Genomic DNA, 18223 nt, shown 5'->3' on the forward strand with positions numbered 1-18223 from the left:
TGTATGGAAGCCTTACTGGAAATCGATAATATCGAGGTGGTCTACAACAAGTCGGTACAGGTTCTTCGGGGCCTGTCGCTGCGGGTGCCGGAGGGCGCCATTGTGGCGCTCCTCGGTTCCAATGGTGCGGGCAAATCCACCACGCTGAAGAGCGTCTCCGGCCTGCTGACCCTGGAAGACGGGGAGGTGACCGCCGGGGAAGTACGTTTCCGGGGCAGGGATGTAAAGGGTACGCCTCCCGAAAAACTGGTGCGTAACGGACTCTTCCATGTCATGGAAGGCCGCCGTGTCTTTGAAGACCTCACGGTGGAGGAGAACCTGGTTGCCGCCACCTACGCACTCAGTGGCAGCAAGCCCTCGTTGAGTGACAGCTACGAGTTGGTCTATGACTATTTCCCGCGCCTGAGGGAACGCCGCAAGCAGTTGGCGGGTTACCTCTCCGGTGGCGAACAGCAGATGCTGGCTCTGGGCCGGGCGCTGATTGCCCAGCCGGACCTGATCATGCTTGATGAGCCCTCCCTGGGCCTGGCACCGCTGCTGGTGGAAGAGATTTTTACCATCGTGGCGCGGATCAACCGTGAACAGGGCACCGCGATTCTTCTGGTGGAGCAGAATGCGGCCGTGTCTCTGGCGATTGCCTCATACGGTTACATCATGGAGAACGGCAAAATCGTGATCGACGGGCCGGCAGACAAGCTCACGGCGAACGAGGACGTTCAGGAGTTCTACCTGGGTGTGGGTGGCAAGGAAGGTGAAGCCCGCAGTTACCGTGATATCAAGCACTATAAACGCCGTAAACGGTGGCTGTCATGACAACACCTTCCCTACCTGATCTGACCCTGACCCAGATGCTGCGGGCCCATGCTCAAGAGCGGCCGGATGCCCTGGCCCTGCGTCAGAAAGACTTCGGTATCTGGCAGGCTTATTCCTGGCGGGACTACTACAATCGCGCCCGGCATTTTGGTCTTGGCCTCCGCGCCATGGGGTTGGAGGAGGGCGGCCATGTGGCCATCATCTCGGAAAATCGGGTGGAGTGGGTGATTGCCCAGATGGGTATTGGCATGGTTCGGGGCATCTGTGTTGGGGTGTACCCGACCAGTCCCTGGAATGAAGTGGCCTACGTTCTCGAACACAGCGATGCAAGCATTGTGGTGTGTGAGGATCAGGAGCAGACCGACAAGGTGCTGGAAGCCTGGCCCCAACTGCCCCAATTGAAGCACACCATTGCCATTGATATGAAAGGCCTTCGCTACTATCCAGAGCCCCCGGCGGCGTTCGAGGACATTGAGGCCAGAGGCCGGGAGTATGAAAAAGACCATCCCGGACTGGTGGATGAATTGCTGGATGGCCAGCGGATGGATGACACCGCACTGATGATCTACACCTCCGGTTCCACCGGACGGCCGAAGGGCGCGATGATCAGTTGGGGCAATCTTCACGCTGCCGCTCCCGGTCTTATTGAATTGCTGCAGGCGGACGATCGCGGTTCTAGCCTTTCCTACCTGCCTCTGTGCCATGTGGCGGAGCAGGCGGTAACCAACATTGCGCCGGTTTACGCAGGCAGCTCCGTCAGCTTTGGCGAGAGCCTGCGGACCGTTCAGGAGGATTTGCGGGAAATTGCGCCGACCTTTTTCCTGGGCGTGCCCAGAATCTGGGAGAAGCTGCACTCCGCCATCTATATCAAGGTCCAGGAAACAGGGCGTTTCCGCCGGGCATTGTTCGATTGGGCCATCCGCGCGTGTTCGCCTATGGCGACCAAATCCCGGGCGCAGTGGAGCCTGAAAGAAAAAGGCCTGTACAGCCTCAGTTACTGGCTGGTGTTCCGGGCCCTGCAGAATTTCATTGGCCTGCGCCGATGTACCATCGCGATGACCGGAGCGGCCCCCATTTCCACCGGGATTCTGGAATTCTTCCGGACCATTGGTGTTCCGCTGCTGGAAGTCTATGGCCAGACGGAAAGTACCGGCGTGGCAACCGCACAGCCGGTGGATGACGTGAAGCTGGGAACCGTGGGTGTCGCGATCGCCGGCGTTGAGGTCAAACTCGGTGATCAGAACGAGATCATTATGCGCGGTGGCAGCATGTTCAAGGGCTACTACAAGAGCGACGCGGCGACTGCTTCTACCCTGAAAGACGGCTGGCTGCATACCGGCGACGTAGGCGAGTGGCGGAATGGCCAGCTCAAGATTGTCGACCGGCTGAAAGACATCATGATCACCGCCGGCGGCAAGAACCTGTCGCCGACGGAGATTGAGAACACCATCAAGGCCAGCCCCTATATCAAGGAATGCATTGTGATCGGTGAGGCCCGGAAATACGTTTCCGCCCTGATACAGATCGATTTTGACACGGTGGCCAAGTGGGCCGAACAGCAACGGATTGCCTATACCACCTTCCGCAGCCTGACAGAACAGCAGCGGGTGAACGAACTGATCCAGGCCGAGGTGAGCAGGGGTAATGATCAGTTACCCCAAGTGGCACAGATCAAGCGTTTCCACCTGCTCACCAAAGAGCTCGACCATGACGACGATGAAGTGACAGCCACCATGAAGGTGCGCAGAAGCAACATCTATGAGAAGTATACGGATGTGATCGAGTCACTTTACGTTTGAACAAACCCGCGCTCTGCGACATGCCTCCAGCGCCTTGAGGGCGTCGATTTTCAGTGGGAGATTGAGCGCCCACTGAATATCCGTCCTCTCGAAGCCGATGTCCGCCAGCATCTCGTCATCTTCCTTCAGCAAAGGCAGGAACAGGCGACGAAAATGGTGCCTGCGCCGGAAGATTCTGACCCAGAACTCAACCGTTGCCATGAACGCCAGTGGCGGGGTGGCCGGCATGTAAAGCTCCAGCTCCGGGGGCTTGGCGGGGGCGTCTGGACGAAGCTGGGGGCGGCGAAAATCCTGATAATGGCTCATCGTTTCAATCTCCAGTTCAGTCATCAGTATGGGTGCCCTCGCGTGTTTGCGGGGGCATGGTTATCAGCATGCAACGTCACCTTTGATCAAACAAACGAAAAGATTTAACATCTGGGTTAAGAAAAATTGAAAGGTGGCTTATGAACAGTACCGAACTTGCGCCCAACCGCGAGGTTGGCCCGCTACTGGATACCGACGTATTGAGAACCTTCGTGGCCATTGCCGAGAGTGGAAGTTTCACCCGGGCCGCGAAGCAGGTTTTTCGCACTCCTTCGGCCCTGAGCATGCAGATCAAACGGCTTGAGGAAATTCTCGGTCATGTCCTCTTTGTGCGCGAAGCCCGTCGCGTCCGGCTGACGCCCGAGGGAGAAGTGTTGCTGGGGTATGGCCGGCGACTGCTGCGATTGAACGAGGAGGCTATCCGGCAGTTCCTCTCTCCCGTTTTGGAAGGCCGGGTCAGTTTGGGCACTTCAGACGATGTGGGCAGCCGTATCCTGCCGGGCGTACTGGCGCAGTTCGCGCGCTCGTATCCGGCGGTTCAGGTGGATGTGGTGGTTGGCTCCAGTCAGCAGAACCTGGACCGGCTCGATGCGGGAGAGCTGGATATGGTGCTGGTCACCATTGGCAATGAGGGGCAGGAGCGACGCGGTGAAGTTGTACACACCGAACCGTTGGTGTGGGCCGGCCGCGAAGGGGGTGTCGCTGCCAACCGGTCACCCCTGCCGGTGGCGCTTGCCAGCCATGGTTGCGTATGGCGCCGGGCAGCGCTGACGGCCCTGGATGACGCCCATATTTCCTATCGGGTTGCCTACACCTGCGATAATTGCTTCGGCCAGGAAGCGGCGATGTTGTCGGACCTGGCGGTTGCACCGTTCCCCGTCAGCCTGGTGCGCCCGCCGCTACGAAAACTCGACAGGGAAGGGCTGCCGGCGCTGGCGGAGTATCAGATCGCACTCGTGCGAAGTGGCAGCAATCCGGTCAACGATGCGCTGGCGGGGCATGTGAAGGATGCGTTTCTGGATTGGAGGTGATCTCCGGAGATCTCTTGGTCTCAAGATGGTCATATCGCTAAACATGTAATGTAATTGTTTCTTACAGTTCGTTGCCTTAACTGTACCTTAAGCTACTTATTTCCCCGATGGGTTGAGCATATATTGAGCAATGTGCTGCTTCATCCATCAGGGAGAGAATGTCATGTTTGGGCGCCATCGTATTGCGGAATTGACGGATCAGTTAACGGTCTCCAGGGGCGAACAGGAGAGGATTCAGCAAACCCTGAATGCCATTGCCTCCCAGATCGGGTATATCGAGTTCAGCCCTTCGGGAATTGTAGAGTCTGCCAATGATATCCTGCTATCCATTGTCGGGTACGAGCGCCAGGAGGTCATTGGCAAGCACCACCGGGCGCTGTGTGACTCAAGCTATACGGCGTCGTTGGAATACCAGCACTTCTGGGAGGATCTCGGGCGCGGTATCAAGAAACAGGGCACATTCCCCCGCTTTGCCAAGGATGGTCGGCGTGTCTGGCTGGAGGCCACCTATTTCCCCGTCACCGATGAGGACGGGAAAGTCTTCAAGGTCATCAAACTGGCAACAGACGCGACTGCTGCCCAGGACAAAGTGGCGGATGATACCGCCATGCTTGATGCCCTCGACCGCTACATGGCCGTCATCAAGTTCACGCCCGACGGCACGATACTGGAGGCCAACGAGAACTTCCTGGCCACCACCGGCTACGCCAAGGACGAGATCATCCATCAGCACCACAGGATGTTCTGCTTTGATGATTTCTATCGCGATAACCCTGACTTCTGGAAGCGGTTGGCCCGTGGTGAGAGTTTTTCAGGGCAGTTTGAGCGCAGGGACAGGAACGGCAAGAGTATCTGGCTGGAAGCCACCTACAGCCCTGTGCTGGATGCTGGCGGGCAGGTATACAAGGTGATCAAATTCGCCTCGGACATTACCGCGCGGGTGAACAACGCCCGCGAGGCAGCCGACGTGGCTGCCGCCACTTCCGAGGAGACCTCACAGATTGCGGCTGAAGCTACCCGTGCCCTCAACCTTGCGGTGGAAACCTCGGCGTCGGCTCTGGCTGAGGTGGCCAGCGCCACGGAGGTAAGCCGGGATCTGGAAACCCAGGCCGAGCAGATTGGCAGTATTGTCAGCACCATTCGCTCTGTGGCTGAGCAGACCAACCTGTTGGCCCTGAACGCTGCCATCGAAGCCGCCCGTGCCGGCGAAATGGGGCGGGGGTTCGCAGTGGTAGCCGACGAGGTACGTAAACTGGCTGCAAAGACCGCTGAATCCCTGGAAGAAATTTCCACGGTAGTGGGCAAGAACAGCCACTTGATCGAGTCCCTGCGCGCGAACATGGACGGGGTATCGACGCTGTCACGTCGCAGTTCGGATGAAATATCGGGTATTGCTACCGGCATTCAGCAGGTGGAGAAGGGTATGACGGATCTGGCGGCTGTGGTGGCGCGGTTAAGTAGCGAGGGGTGATCTGTTTCGGAGATGGGGTTGAAATCCTGGTGTATCGACAGAACGTGTAAGCGCATAAGTCGGCTGAACCAGGAGAGCAAATGGAATACATAAGCCCCATCAGCAGCGCCGTCATGGCGGTTATCTGGATCGTCTATTTTCAGTTGTTCCTGATCCAGTATCAGCGTAATAACCGCCCCTATATGGTTATTCACCATGCCCAGAACGAGAACCCGGACGCCCTGTGTCTGCTGGTGAATATGGGTAAGGAAACCATCCATGTGCAGTGTGTGCAGGTGGTGCTGCAAACCCTGAGTGGTGAGGAGAGAACCCTGACCGTTACCGAGTATCGCCGGGTTGGGGCAGATGACAGCAATGTACACCAGGTATTGCGGCAGGGGCCGTTGCAGCCCGGCGGGTATCTGGTGTTGGGTTCGTTTCGCAACATTATCCTGGGCCGCCGAAGTGACGATAGCGACAGGGACAGCGACTACCTGTTCGAGGATGTTACTGCTGTAGAAATTCGGGCCGCAGTGGTTCACGGCCCCAGCCGCTATGCCGTGGGTGTACGCCGGCGTTTCTGGCTAAGACATGACGGTGCATCGGAAATTTTCCCCCGCGATATCCACAGTGAACAGCTCAACCGCAGGCGTCACCGGCATGAAGTGCGCCGCTGGCTGGAAACGGAGCTGTGCCCTCAGTAGCCTTGATCAGTTCGGGCCAGAATACGGCGAGAGGGGCAGTGTCACTGAGCGTTTCTCGCCTTTTGCCGTTTGAGAAAGTCCACTTTCCATTGCTCCATGCCAAAGTACTCGGTGCCAATGTTGGCCTCTACCCGATGCTTGGCCTTGATCGCCGCGACCTGTTCGTGGCGCTCATCAAGAAAACTGTCGAAGCGTGGCAGCAAATCCCCATGCCTGATCGTTGAAAGCCGGTAGGAGCTTCGGGTATGCGGGAGGTTGGGGTCGAACACGAGAACGCCCGGTCTTACCCGAACATTGTTGATGTGGTGCAGGGCGACCACCACGTTGTAGTAAGCGCCGTCGCTGTTCTTCAGCAACGCCTGGTGAATCATTTCGGGCAGGCTGTCGCTGGGCACCGGAAGTATCTGTGAGGCTTCGATCTTTTCCTCGTATCCCCGGGCCGTCCAGCCATCGACAAGGCCGATGCGTTTGAGGTGGTCCCCATCCAGGCCGAGTCGCCGCGGAGACACCAGAACGCCGTCAACATATTCCACGATGGGGCGGCTGTAGCTGATCCTGTCCTCGGTTTTTGCCGAACGGGCCCAGTCGGGATGATCCGGGTACTTGAAGTCCACCTCGCCTTCAACGAGGGCCGGCATCAATTCATCGACCGGCAAGGGTTTATAGATGAAGGTTACGCCGGCATGTTCGGCGAAAAGGTCCAGTAGTTCACGGGCGAAGCCATTGTATTGGCCTTGTTCGTCAACCCCGTAATGGGGCAGGAAGTTTCCCTGTTCTACCCCAACCACGTATGTCTGCGCAGTTGCCTGGGCGGTCCAGGCAAACAGCAGGCAGGCGGCGAATATCTGTTTCACTGATGGCTCCCTCTAGTTAGTCGTTGTTGGATGAGCTGTATAGCGCCCGAATCTTTTCTTCATTAAGTCAGTCTTCACGGTCGAGCCGGAACGCTTTCATTTGAGCTTCAAGCTTTTCCGCCATCGCACGTAATTCTTCAATTTCACGGCTGGCTGCCGTCATGTCCTCACTCGAACGTGCACTGAGATGAGAGATGTCCTGAACGTTTGAGCTGATCTCCTCAGTGACGGAGCTCTGTTCTTCGGTTGCTGCAGCCACCTGGTGGCTCATCTCTACAATCCGGTCCACGTTCTCGCCGATTCCATCCAGGGCTTTGCCCATGCTGGCGGAGGTACTGACGGTTTCTTCGGTGGCTTTCTCGCTTGTGGCCATCGTCTCGACCGCATGCTCGGAGCCCTCCTGCAAACGCTCGATAATGGTTCGAATTTGCTTGGTAGATGATTGCGTCTTCTGTGCAAGGCTGCGAACTTCGTCAGCAACCACCGAGAACCCGCGCCCATGTTCGCCGGCCCGGGCTGCTTCGATCGCTGCGTTCAAAGCCAGTAGATTGGTCTGATCGGATATGGCATTGATCACTTCGATCACCTGGCCAATATCCCGCGCTTCGGTAGCCAACTGCTGGATCGCCGAGGCCGATTCGCGGATGTTATTCGCCATTCCCTCGACCTGGGCGATGGAACGCGACATGCCTTCACGAATGTCACTGGCGCTGTTGCCGACCTGCTCCAGCTGGTTTGCCGTTTCCGTGGCGCTTTTGGCAATCTCCTGAACCGTGGCTTCCATCTCGCACACCGCCGTGGCGACGGAGTCCGTCAGGCTGCTTTGTTCCTTGGCCCGGTCGGTGTTGGCCGTCATCACGGTGGAGGTTTGATCGACAAAGGCCTTGAGCCGGATTGCCGTCTCCAAAAGACCCCGAACCATCTCGCGTTGTGCCCCGACAAACTGGTTAAACCCGGTCGCCAATTGGCCCAGCTCGTCTTTGCGTTCAACCGCCAGTTCCTGGGTGAGATCGCCGCCACCCTTGGCAATTTCGGTCAACGCCCGAGTGATTTTCGTCAGTGGCTTCGTCATGCGAGTGGCGACCAAAGCTATGATGCCGAGGAAAACAAGAGCCACGAGGACGCCGACGAGCAAGGAGGTCTGGTTGGCCCGGCTGGCTTCGCCGTAGATCTCGGTAGACGGAACCTCTACAACGACACGCCAGTCTGTGATCGACAGAGGCAAGCTGGCGGCGATGAAGCGACGGCCATCACGATCAAACTCGGTCAGATGGTATGTCGGGTCTTTCAACAGTTCGGCGGCGGCCGTTGGAGAAATAACCTTCGATAGGGGCTGATCTGTTTGCTGCAGGTCAGGATGAATGTTGACCTGGCCGGTTTCAGACACCAGGTAAACGATACCGGTTTCACCAAAGCGGAATTCCCTGATTCGCTCCGCCATCTGATCAAGCCCGATTCCGACGCCGGTTACTGCGATAGCCTCGCCGCCATCCTCCATGCGGGCATTGATGAAGAGGGTAGGTTTACCCGTTGCTTTGTCCACGTCCAGCGATAGCTCCATGGTCTCGCCGCTTTCCAGGAAATTATAGAACCAGCGGTCCGCCTGGGGAGTCACCACCCTGTCGATGCCCTGATGGGTGTAGTAGTTGCCAGTATTTACCGACACGAAATGGGCGGAGGCGGCTTCCTGGCTGCGCCTGACTCCCTCCAGATATCGGGTGGCGGGGTCGAGCCCCTGCTGTGGTTCGTTGTCACCGATCCACTCTTTGAGGTAGCTGTTCCCCGCAATCAGCCGTGACGCTGTAATAGGCGCCTGGAGGTCGCGCTCAACGGAGTTTGCTATCGCTTCCAGACTGGATGGCAGGGCGGAGTTGAGCAGGTATCGATCAAGAAGCCCTCGCATCTGGACGATATTAAGGGAAACCAACAGCAACGTGCTGGCAAGCAGTGCTGCCCCCATTCCGATGATTAGCTTTAGGCGAATGCTCATGGATACTCCAGTGCGATGGCTTCAGTGGTTAATGGGGCAATCCACTTTTCAAAGGCGATTCACGGATGAGGTGATCGCCTCAATGCCAGCCTTGGCTATCCGCACATCCTGATCGGGTTTGACGCCGGAGACTCCCACGCTTCCGGCCACCTGATCGTCCAGGATCACCGGCACGCCGCCGGCGAGAAGCCCCTGGAGCGGTGCTGAAAGAAAAGCATGTCGCCCATTGTTGATCATGTCTTCGAAAATCTGTGTCTCTTTTCGACCCATGGCGGCGCTACGGGCCTTTTCCATGGCGACATGCGCGGTGAATGGCGCCGTTGCGTCCAGCCGACGCAGCCCCAGGACATGGCCGCCATCGTCCGCTACCGCGATGGTCACCGGCCAGCCGTTGGCGTCGGCCTCTTTCTGAGCCGCGTCGAGAATCAGATTGACGTCTGTTAAGCCTAGCACTGGTTTTGTTTTCATCGAGTTATCCTTGGTTTATCGCTGGGAAACATGGCCGTTCGGCCCTCAATCACCCAGATATTCAAAGTGAGTCCGGCCTCATTGCCGTGCTCTTGGAGCTTTCAGGGCATTCAGAGCTATCGGGCACCGGGTTTGGGATTTTGGGAAGAATAAGGTTCAACGCGATGGCGGTAATGGCCCCGGGGATCAAACCGGATTCGATCATCGCTTGCAGGTTTTCGGACAGATTGGCATAGAGCCCTTCTTGTGCCGGCAAACCCACCGCGATGGTCAGAGAGGTGCCAATGATCAGCATGTTGCGCTTGTCGAACGGCACCTGGCTGAGCATCTTAATGCCGGCACTGGCGATCATACCGAACATCAGCAGTACCGCACCGCCGAGCACCGCGTTGGGAATACTGGAAACGAGACCACCGAGCTTTGGCAGCAGGCCGGCCAACACCAAGAATCCGCCGCCAATCGCCACCACATAGCGGCTAACGACGCCTGTCAATGCAACCATGCCTACGTTCTGGCTGAAACTGATCTGGGGGAACGCATTGAAAACAGCAGCAAATACGCTCGCGATGCCATCGGCCATAACGCCGCCGGAGAGTTCCTTCTTGGTGGGTTCACGGTTCAGCCCGCCTGCGGTGGTGCCCACTATATCGCCGATGGATTCGGCCACGGTGACCAGAGACAGCACCACCACGGGGATGATGGCGGCCATATGGAACTCAATACCAATGCCCAGCGGGGTGGGGAACGTCACCCAGTCGGCATCGCCCACCTTGGAGAAATCGACATAGCCAAAAGCCGCGGCAGCAACGAAGCCAACCAGCAAACCGGCCAGTGGGGCAACTTCACTCCAGATACCTCGGCCGAACTGGTGAAGCCCCACGGTGACGACGAGAACAAGCGAGGCCAGTCCGATGTGATGGGGGGCGCCGAAATCCGACACGCCGAAACCACCACCGGCGTAGGCAAGACCAACGGGCATCAACAGAATGCCCAGCATCACGACAAAGGTTCCAGTCACCACTGGCGGGAACAAAAACCGGAACCAGGGAAGAAACAACCCCATTAGCGCCATCGCGACGCCACCGCACAACGCCGCTCCAAGGGCGGCGGGCAACCCCATGCCGATGGCTATGGGAATCAGGACCGGTACGAATCCGAAGCTGGTCCCCATAACAATAGGAAGGCGAGCACCGATGGGCCCCAGGCCCAGGGACTGCAACAGAGTAGCAATGCCTGCGACAAACATCGCGGCCTGAACCATAAAAGCCGTCTGATCGGGAGGCAGGTTCGCCGCCCCGGCGATGATGATTGGCACGGTCACGTTGCTAACGAACATCGCCAGAACATGTTGAATGCCCAGCGGTATCGCGCGGCGCAAGGGCGGCATGGAATTAACGTCGCGGGTGCTATAACGGTCACCTGGACCGGTATCTGGCCGTTCGGATGTACTTGTTGTCATGAGTCTCTCCTAGGTGTTGTTTTTGTAGGAATGCCTGACTGTTGACTACCAATAGCTCTACAAAGATCGTCTAAATAGCGCTCCTTAGTTGGCGGGCTGCTTCATCATGGCGTGCCATCAACGCGTCAAGATCGACGTCGCAGGGCAGGCCGCCGGTCACTCTCCAGCGCCCGGCGACCATGACCCGGTCAGCGCGTTGTGCACCACACAGCAGCAACGCCGCCAGTGGATTCTCCGCGCCTGAGAAACGCGGCTCATCAAGTTTGAACAGTGCCAGGTCAGCCTGCTGGCCTGGCTCCAGTCCGCCGATATCGGTTCGTCCCAGGCAACGGGCCGAGCCTTGCGTTGCCCAGCGGATGACGGCTTCGTGTGTTACCTGGCTTGGCGAGTAACGCAGGCGGCCCAGAAGCAGTGCCTGACGCATTTCTGAAGCAAGGTTAGAGTGGTCGCTCGATGCTGATCCATCGACCGCCAATCCGACCGGTGAGCCCGCCGCTTCGAGTTCCAGGGTCCGGCACAGCCCTGAGCCCAGAACCATGTTTGACGAGGGACAGTGAGCGATGCCTGTGCCTGCACGGCCAAGGCGCTGAATCTCGTCGTCATTGAAATGAATGCCATGGGCCAGCCACGTGCGATCGGTGAGCCAGCCACTGTCCTCGAGATAATCCAGCGGGCGCATGCCAAACAGCTTCTGGCAGTAAGCGGTCTCATCTTCGGTTTCGGCAAGATGGGTGTGGAGGCGAACGTCGTTGTTCTCTGCAAGCCGCGCGCTCTCGCGCATCAATGCCCGGCTGACTGAAAACGGTGAACAAGGCGCCAGGGCGATGGTGGTCATGGCCCCTTCAGCACGCTGGTGGTAACGGTCGATAAGACGCTGGCTGTCATCGACAATGGTTTGCTCGTCCTGCACCACGGTCTGTGGCGGCAGACCGCCATCGTCGCGCCCGACGCTCATGGACCCGCGAGTCAGTGCCGCTCGAACGCCGAGGCGCTGGGCGGTTTCGACCTGGCAGTCAATCGCGTTTACCAAGGCACCGGAAAAGACGTAATGATGGTCCGCTACGGTGGTGCATCCCGACATCAGCAGCTCGACCATCGCCAACTCGCTGGCCAGGGCCATCTGGCTGTCGTTGAGATTGGCCCAGACATCGTAAAGCGTGGTCAGCCAGGGAAATAACTCTTTATTGAGCGCGGGGGAATAGGCTCGGGTCAGAGTTTGGTAGAAGTGATGGTGGGTATTTACCAAGCCGGGTAACAGGACATGCCCGGAAGCATCAAAGGTCTCGTTAACGGGCTGGTGAGGTTGCTGCCCCCCGGCCACTTTTTCCACAATTCTTGTTCCCGTGACGACAATACCGCCGGCTGCGCCTGGGTCAGAGCAGGCAAGCGGATTGCGAATCCATAATCTGTGGTCTGTTTCGGTCATTCCTACAGCTCTTTGTTGTATACATTATGACCGATAACTTCGTACAAATATGTATTACTTGTCAAGAAAAATTGTGATCAAATTGAACTTTTAATGACAGGGTATTTGGCCGGGCCGGCGCTCAGGCGGGCGCCAGCCCGGGGTTGGCAGCGATGTAGGTTGTCTGCTGGGTTACGTTTTCTGGCCCGCGACTTCAACCTCGTTAGGCTTAACTTCTTTCGTAAGCGCTTTGAGAGCCCCCCAGGAGAGGCCTCGTTTTGATGGTTTCTCGGCCGTGTCGGAAGCGACCAGGCTAAGAAGCTCGGCGGAAATGGACACCGCGACTTCCATGGGCCGCTTACCCGGGATGTCACTGCGCCCGACGGGGCACCGGATGCGGTCGATATCGGCTTCGGTATACCCGCGGTGAGCAAGGCGTTGGCGAAAACGCTCCGCCTTGGTTTGCGAACCGATCAGGCCGATCGTGCGCACATCGTCCCGTTTCAGCAGCGCCTGGCAGAGGTCATAATCCAGTGCGTGGTTGTGGGTCAGAATCAGTACATGGGCGTTGCTGCACAGTTCGGGGACGTCCCCAACTGGGTCGTCGGTGCAATGAACCGTGGTGTTGTCGGGCGTCCTGTCCGGAAAACATTCCTGCCGGGAGTCGACCCAGGTGATCTGCCAGGGCAAATCACCCACGATACGCATCAGGGCATGGCTGACGTGACCCGCACCAAAGACCACAAGGCGGGCATCGCCTCCGGACTGGGCCTCCAGCAGGACCGCCACGCTACCACCACAGCATTGTCCAAGGCTGGCACCCAGAGGGAAGTGCGCCAGCTCGTAGCTGTATTCGTGGTTTGCCAGGCGCTCGCGGGCGCGGGCGATCACCCGGTATTCCAGGTGGCCGCCGCCGATGGTGTCGTAGCTGTGTTCCCGGGTGACGACCATCTTACTGGCCGGCTCCCGTGGTACCGAGCCTGTTACGCCCAGTACCGTGACCAAAACATAGGGCTGACCGCGACGTTCGCAGTCAGCAACGGCTTGGATCCAGGTCAGGCGTTCTTGCATGACGGTTCCCCCTGCGCTGCTACCCAGCGCTCGGTTGCTGTGACAGCCTGGAGCACCCGCTCTGGTGTCGCAGGCGTGTCCAGGGGCGGGCTGTAGCGATAGTCCGACACGCTCGAAACAGCGTCACGCAGGGCAGACCATACTGCCATGCCCAGCATGAGTGGCGGTTCGCCCACAGCCTTTGAACGGAATACGGTGGCTTCCCGGTTGGGGCTGTGAGGCAGCAGGGCCACCCGGAAATCCGGTGGCGCGTCTGACACAGCCGGGATTTTGTAGGTCGCCGGGCCGTTGGACAACAGTCGGCCTTCGTCGCTGTATACCAACTCTTCGGTGGTGAGCCAGCCCATGCCCTGAACAAAGCCGCCTTCAATCTGGCCAATGTCCACGGCCGGATTCAGCGACTGCCCCACGTCGTGAAGGATGTCCACCCGCATGGTCTTGTACTCTCCGGTGAGGGTATCAACCACCACCTCTGCGCAGGCAGCCCCGTTGGCGTAATACAGGAAGGGCCGGCCTTGACCGGTTTCTCGGTCATAGTGAATCTTGGGTGTACTGTAGAACCCGTTGGAAGACAGCGAAACCCGCGCCATGTAAGCCTGCTGCACGAACTCCGCCCAGCCGAACTGCTGCTCACCGACATTGACCTGGTTGTTTTCAAACCGTACCGAGTCCGCGCTCACGCCGTAGGTTTCGGCGGCAAACTCGACCAGGCGCTGCTTGATTTTCTCGCAGGCATCCAGGGCAGCCATGCCGTTCAGGTCAGTGCCCGAGGAGGCAGCCGTTGGTGAGGTGTTGGGTACCTTGTCGGTCCGGGTCGCGGACACTTTTACCCGGTCCAGGTCTACCTGGAAGGCTGCGGCTACGACCTGGGCTACCTTGATGTAAAGCCCCTGGCCCATTTCGGTGCCGCCGTGATTGAGGTGAATGCTGCCATCGGTGTAAACGTGCACCAGTGCACCGGCCTGGTTGAGGTGTTTGGCCGTGAATGAAATGCCGAACTTCACCGGTGTCAGGGCCAAACCCCGTTTCAGGATTGAGTTTTCTTTGTTGAACCTGGAAATCTCGGTACGACGCTGACGGTAGTCCGAGCTGGCCTCGAGCGTGTCGATCAGGTCCGGTAAAACGTGCTGCTCGACGATTTGACCATAGTGGGTTACATCGCGGCCAGGTCCGTACAGGTTGCGCTTGCGCACATCCAGCGGGTCCATGCCGAGATGGCGGGCGATATCGTCCATTGCCCGCTCAATGATCATCATGCCCTGGGGGCCACCGAAGCCTCGGAAGGCGGTATTGGAAACCGTATGGGTTTTGCAGCGGTGGCCAACAACACGCGCCTGCCCCAGGCTATAGGCGTTGTCGGAATGAAACATGGCGCGGTCGACGATGGCATCGGACAGGTCGGGCGAAAAGCCACAGCGTCCAGCCACCATGATGTCGGCCCCCCGCAGCACACCCTCGTTGTCGAACCCAATGTCATAGGTGTTGAAAAAGTCGTGTCGCTTGCCCGTTTGTACCATGTCGTCGTAGCGCGCCATCCGGTATTTAACGGGCCGCCCGGTGCGTCGGGCAAGCAGGGCCGAGATACAGGCCAGCGGTGCGGCCTGGGTTTCCTTGCCGCCGAAGCCGCCACCCATGCGCCGTACTTCCACCTGGACTTCATGAATGGGGAGGTCAAGGACTTCGGCCACCAGCTTTTGCACCTCGGAGGGGTGCTGGCTGGAGGTATGAACAAACACGCCCGCGTCTTCGGTAGGCTCTACCAGGCACGCCTGTCCTTCCAGGTAGAAATGCTCCTGTCCGCCAACATGCATCTGGGCCTGTAGGCGATTCGGCGCTTCGGCAAGCGCTTTATCCGGGTCGCCCCTCAGCTGGGTATGACTGGGGCGCACGAACAACTGCTGATCAAGCGCTGCCTCCGCGGTCAACGCGGCAGGAAGGGGCTCATAGCTGACTTTCGCAAGTCGGGCCGCCTGGCGGGCCGCGCGATGACTCGTTGCCGCAACGGCAAACAGCGGCTGGCCCACATGTTCGACCACATCTCCGGCCAGAACCGGATCGCCGGGAAAGACCGGCCCGATGTCGGTATGGCCGGGCACGTCCTCGACGGTCATGACCGAAACCACGCCGGGGTAGGCCCAAACCTCGCTGAGATCCATGGCGGTGATACGGGCGTGGGCGTGCGTACTCTGGCCGACGGCCGCGTGCAGGAGTTCTGCGGGCTCGGGGAGGTCGTCTATATAGCGGGCCTGTCCACGAACGTGCTTCCAGGCACTGTCATGAAATGCCTGGGTGCCTGTCAGCCCTTTCGCCGTTGTGGTGGGCCGCGGAATATTGGGAGGTAGTTTACGCATAGTCAGTCACCATGAGGGGCTGGTTTGTTGTTGTGGTGTCTTGAGTGCTCTCCAAAAACGCGCGGCGCAGCAGGTTGCCGGCTACTTGCAGGCGATAGGCTGCGGACCCCCGCACGTCTGTCATGGGTTCAAATTCGAGTTCCAGTGCGGCAATGGCGGCCGCAACCGTGTCTGCATTCCAGGGCTGGCCTCGAAGCGCCGCTTCAGCACCACTGGCCCGCTTTGGCGTTGCCGCCATCCCGCCAAAGGCCAGTCGGCAGTCCTTGATTGTGTCGCCGTCGCGCTTGAGCCAAAAGGCACCCAGCACTGCCGAAATGTCGTCATCAATGCGCTTGGAGACTTTATAGATGAACAGCTTTTCGTCAGGTGCCGGGTTGGGGATCCAGGTTCCCCGAATGAATTCGTGAGGCTGGAGGTCGGTCTGCTTGTAGCCGTGGAAGAAGTCCTCAAGGCGCAGGCGCCGGGTGCCATCAACGCTGTCCAGGTCGAGCTCTGCGCCCAGCGCAATCAGTGCGGGCGGCATGTCGCCGATTGGCGAAGCGTTCCCGATATTGCCCCCAACAGTCCCGCGGTTGCGGATCTGGCGTGAACCCAGGCGCTCCAGCATCGGCCCGAAGTGCGGCCAACGCTCCTCGAGCTTATGGAACATGGCGCGGTAGGTCACTCCGGCTCCGAGATAGATCCCGTCTTCGTCCTCGTGGATCTCCTGTAGCTCCTTGATGCCACTCAGACCGATCAGGTGATCAAGGTCTTTGAGCTGTTGGGTGATTTCAAGGGACAGGTCGGTGCCGCCGGCAATCAACCTTGCCTTGGGAAACTGACGGCATAGTCCACGAAGCGCGTCCAGAGTGGCTGGCGCATCGTATCGGTAGCCGTGATCGTCGGTGAGTTCGCCAGCCGTATTCTGTACGCTTAACAGGTCGGCGATCATTTCGGGGTTCTGCAGCCAGGCTATGCCGCTAAGGCCCGGCGCGGGGTTGTTCGGAGCCGCGCCATCCGGGCCGCTGAGCGCACTGCTTCGGCTCAGAACCGCGCTACCGGTGCCGGGTTCCCACGTTTGCACGCAAGCCCGACGCCCGGCCTCGATGATTGGCCGGTAACCCGTGCAGCGGCAAAGGTTGCCGGACAGCGCCTCCAATAAGGCGTCGTCGTCGGGCACGGAACCGTTCGCTGCGCTTTCTGTATGCAGGGCAAACAGCGACATGATGATGCCTGGTGTGCAGAAGCCGCACTGGGCTCCGTGACACTCCACCATCTCCTTCTGTACCGGGTGAGCTGGCTCCTGGGTTAGCGCGTCGACGGTCACCAGATGTTTGCCATGCAGGCTTCCGACGAGCGCGATGCAGCTGTTCACGCTGTCGTAGCGGAGTTGCCCGGACTGCTCAGGATCGGGCGATCCGATCACCACGGTGCAAGCCCCGCAGTCACCCGATGCGCAGCCTTCCTTGGTGCCTGTCAGTCGCTTCCTGGTGCGCAGCCAGTCGAGGATGCTTAGATTCGGGTCGACTTGGTTGAGTTTTTGTAGTTGGCCGTTCAAGTAGAATCTGATCACAAATTTTCCCGCTCTTCTGCACTTGCGCCTGTCTCTTTCTGCTTTTCTCTTTGTTTAAGACTGAGCATCAGAGTCATTGGCGTAAGCCCTTGATTGATTTCAGTAGTTGCACAGGCGATGCCGCATCACGGATGCCAAAAGTCACATGGGCCCGTTATTCTTTTTACAATTTCCTGACCAAATAGTCCAGTTTTTTGTGTAAAGACTATTCCTTTGATTGCCGCACAGAGATCGGCTATCGTCGGAGCCTCGACGTTCCAACCTGAAGCTACTCGACACCATGACCCGTCAAATCGAACCAGACTCCCCCGAAACGAAGCGAACAACGTCATCAGGCAGCAAGCGCAAGAAAGTGCGTCCGGGCCGAATCCGTGAGCGCAATCGCGAGCGTATTCTGATGGCCGCGGAAAAGGAGTTTTCCCAGAACGGCTTCGGGGCAACCACCGTTCAGAAGATTGCGGACAGGGCGGGGCTGCCGAAATCCAACGTGCTTTACTATTTCAGCAATAAAAAACGCATCTACTACGCGTTGATGGATGACATCATGGGGCGGTGGAACGAGATGTTCTCGAAGATACAGCCAGAAGATGACCCCGCCACGACCCTGGCCAGTTTTATTCACGCCAAGGTAGAGCTATCCAGGACCCACCCCCTGGCATCGCGCCTGTTTGCGCTGGAAATCATTCAGGGGGCGCCGGTCCTCAAGGACCATCTGTCTACGACCATGCGTGAGTGGGTGCAGGCGCGAGCGGGTGTGATTCAGCAGTGGATCGACGCGGGGCGAATGGCGCCCGTTGATCCGGTGCAACTCATCCTCCTGATCTGGTCATCCACGCAACACTACGCTGACTTCCAGGTCCAGATCCTCGCGATTGAGGACAAGAGCGAATACACCGAAAGTGACTTTCAGCACGCTGCGGATTTCCTGACGTCTGTCATCCTGCGCGGTTGTGGCCTCGCCGAGCCTTAA

General features: G+C 58.6%; 15 protein-coding genes. 6 read left to right on the top strand and 9 right to left on the bottom strand.

Features of this window, described 5'->3' with window-relative positions; all coding sequences use genetic code 11:
• Nucleotides 1-3 precede the first annotated feature (3 nt).
• Nucleotides 4-813, top strand: coding sequence for an ABC transporter ATP-binding protein (locus AXW11_RS05675; RefSeq protein ID WP_036202733.1), 810 nt, complete (start codon nt 4-6; stop codon nt 811-813).
• Entirely contained in the window at nt 810-2612 is a 1803-nt protein-coding gene (locus AXW11_RS05680) for an AMP-dependent synthetase/ligase (RefSeq protein WP_085681785.1), read from the top strand. The genes AXW11_RS05675 and AXW11_RS05680 overlap by 4 nt, the downstream gene beginning before the upstream one ends.
• Here the strand turns inward: AXW11_RS05680 and AXW11_RS05685 are convergent.
• Nucleotides 2598-2942 (bottom strand): DUF1127 domain-containing protein, encoded by a 345-nt coding sequence (locus tag AXW11_RS05685; RefSeq protein ID WP_085681784.1) that lies wholly within the window; start codon nt 2940-2942, stop codon nt 2598-2600. The genes AXW11_RS05680 and AXW11_RS05685 overlap by 15 nt on opposite strands.
• A 116-nt stretch (nt 2943-3058) precedes the next feature.
• Between AXW11_RS05685 and AXW11_RS05690 the strand changes: the two genes are divergently transcribed.
• From AXW11_RS05690 to AXW11_RS05700, 3 genes are all read left to right on the top strand, one after another.
• On the top strand, nt 3059-3949 hold the full coding sequence (locus tag AXW11_RS05690) for a LysR family transcriptional regulator (RefSeq protein ID WP_075195350.1): 891 nt from the start codon (nt 3059-3061) through the stop codon (nt 3947-3949).
• Between the two features lie 163 nt (nt 3950-4112).
• Nucleotides 4113-5420: a methyl-accepting chemotaxis protein gene (locus AXW11_RS05695; protein WP_091643352.1), complete on the top strand. Its 1308-nt coding sequence runs from the start codon at nt 4113-4115 to the stop codon at nt 5418-5420.
• An 80-nt stretch (nt 5421-5500) separates the two neighbouring features.
• The gene (locus tag AXW11_RS05700) at nt 5501-6103 is read left to right on the top strand and encodes a hypothetical protein (protein ID WP_091643354.1); all 603 of its coding nucleotides are present in this window, start codon (nt 5501-5503) and stop codon (nt 6101-6103) included.
• A 41-nt stretch (nt 6104-6144) separates the two neighbouring features.
• Here the strand turns inward: AXW11_RS05700 and AXW11_RS05705 are convergent, their stop codons facing one another.
• The 8 genes from AXW11_RS05705 to xdhA form a co-directional block, all read right to left on the bottom strand.
• On the bottom strand, nt 6145-6957 hold the full coding sequence (locus tag AXW11_RS05705; RefSeq protein ID WP_091643356.1) for a substrate-binding periplasmic protein: 813 nt from the start codon (nt 6955-6957) through the stop codon (nt 6145-6147).
• Nucleotides 6958-7024: 67 nt separating this feature from the next.
• Complete coding sequence (locus tag AXW11_RS05710; RefSeq protein WP_091643359.1) at nt 7025-8947, bottom strand: methyl-accepting chemotaxis protein; 1923 nt, start codon at nt 8945-8947, stop codon at nt 7025-7027.
• 48 nt (nt 8948-8995) lie between these two features.
• Nucleotides 8996-9415, bottom strand: a complete 420-nt coding sequence (locus tag AXW11_RS05715; protein ID WP_075195345.1) for a GlcG/HbpS family heme-binding protein — start codon at nt 9413-9415, stop codon at nt 8996-8998.
• A 61-nt stretch (nt 9416-9476) separates the two neighbouring features.
• Nucleotides 9477-10874: a uracil-xanthine permease family protein gene (locus AXW11_RS05720; protein WP_091643362.1), complete on the bottom strand. Its 1398-nt coding sequence runs from the start codon at nt 10872-10874 to the stop codon at nt 9477-9479.
• A 70-nt stretch (nt 10875-10944) separates the two neighbouring features.
• A complete protein-coding gene (locus AXW11_RS05725) occupies nt 10945-12300 on the bottom strand; it encodes an 8-oxoguanine deaminase (protein WP_091643364.1) in 1356 nt (451 codons plus the stop codon).
• 171 nt (nt 12301-12471) lie between these two features.
• Nucleotides 12472-13350 (bottom strand): xanthine dehydrogenase accessory protein XdhC, encoded by an 879-nt coding sequence (gene xdhC, locus AXW11_RS05730; protein ID WP_075195343.1) that lies wholly within the window; start codon nt 13348-13350, stop codon nt 12472-12474.
• Nucleotides 13335-15701, bottom strand: coding sequence for a xanthine dehydrogenase molybdopterin binding subunit (gene xdhB, locus AXW11_RS05735; protein WP_091643367.1), 2367 nt, complete (start codon nt 15699-15701; stop codon nt 13335-13337). The genes xdhC and xdhB overlap by 16 nt, the downstream gene beginning before the upstream one ends.
• The gene (gene xdhA / locus AXW11_RS05740) at nt 15694-17253 is read right to left on the bottom strand and encodes a xanthine dehydrogenase small subunit (protein WP_091643369.1); all 1560 of its coding nucleotides are present in this window, start codon (nt 17251-17253) and stop codon (nt 15694-15696) included. Before xdhA ends, xdhB begins: the two co-directional genes overlap by 8 nt.
• 280 nt (nt 17254-17533) lie before the next feature.
• On the opposite strand from xdhA, the gene AXW11_RS05745 reads away from it, so the two are divergent.
• Nucleotides 17534-18223 carry a TetR/AcrR family transcriptional regulator gene (locus AXW11_RS05745; protein ID WP_075195340.1) on the top strand — a complete coding sequence of 230 codons (690 nt, stop codon included), beginning with the start codon at nt 17534-17536 and terminating at the stop codon, nt 18221-18223.

Origin of the sequence: Marinobacter sp. Hex_13, assembly GCF_001566815.1 — a bacterium.
Taxonomy (GTDB): Bacteria; Pseudomonadota; Gammaproteobacteria; order Pseudomonadales; family Oleiphilaceae; genus Marinobacter; species Marinobacter salarius.

Excerpts from the sequence above, each read along its gene's own strand:
- AXW11_RS05715 (WP_075195345.1), bottom strand. The coding sequence starts at position 9,415 with ATGAAAACAAAACCAGTGCTAGGCTTAACAGACGTCAATCTGATTCTC.
- AXW11_RS05710 (WP_091643359.1), bottom strand. The coding sequence starts at position 8,947 with ATGAGCATTCGCCTAAAGCTAATCATCGGAATGGGGGCAGCACTGCTT.
- AXW11_RS05690 (WP_075195350.1), top strand. The coding sequence starts at position 3,059 with ATGAACAGTACCGAACTTGCGCCCAACCGCGAGGTTGGCCCGCTACTG.
- xdhB (WP_091643367.1), bottom strand. The coding sequence starts at position 15,701 with ATGCGTAAACTACCTCCCAATATTCCGCGGCCCACCACAACGGCGAAA.
- AXW11_RS05685 (WP_085681784.1), bottom strand. The coding sequence starts at position 2,942 with ATGACTGAACTGGAGATTGAAACGATGAGCCATTATCAGGATTTTCGC.
- AXW11_RS05725 (WP_091643364.1), bottom strand. The coding sequence starts at position 12,300 with ATGACCGAAACAGACCACAGATTATGGATTCGCAATCCGCTTGCCTGC.
- AXW11_RS05720 (WP_091643362.1), bottom strand. The coding sequence starts at position 10,874 with ATGACAACAAGTACATCCGAACGGCCAGATACCGGTCCAGGTGACCGT.
- AXW11_RS05745 (WP_075195340.1), top strand. The coding sequence starts at position 17,534 with ATGACCCGTCAAATCGAACCAGACTCCCCCGAAACGAAGCGAACAACG.
- xdhC (WP_075195343.1), bottom strand. The coding sequence starts at position 13,350 with ATGCAAGAACGCCTGACCTGGATCCAAGCCGTTGCTGACTGCGAACGT.
- AXW11_RS05680 (WP_085681785.1), top strand. The coding sequence starts at position 810 with ATGACAACACCTTCCCTACCTGATCTGACCCTGACCCAGATGCTGCGG.
- AXW11_RS05695 (WP_091643352.1), top strand. The coding sequence starts at position 4,113 with ATGTTTGGGCGCCATCGTATTGCGGAATTGACGGATCAGTTAACGGTC.
- AXW11_RS05675 (WP_036202733.1), top strand. The coding sequence starts at position 4 with ATGGAAGCCTTACTGGAAATCGATAATATCGAGGTGGTCTACAACAAG.
- AXW11_RS05700 (WP_091643354.1), top strand. The coding sequence starts at position 5,501 with ATGGAATACATAAGCCCCATCAGCAGCGCCGTCATGGCGGTTATCTGG.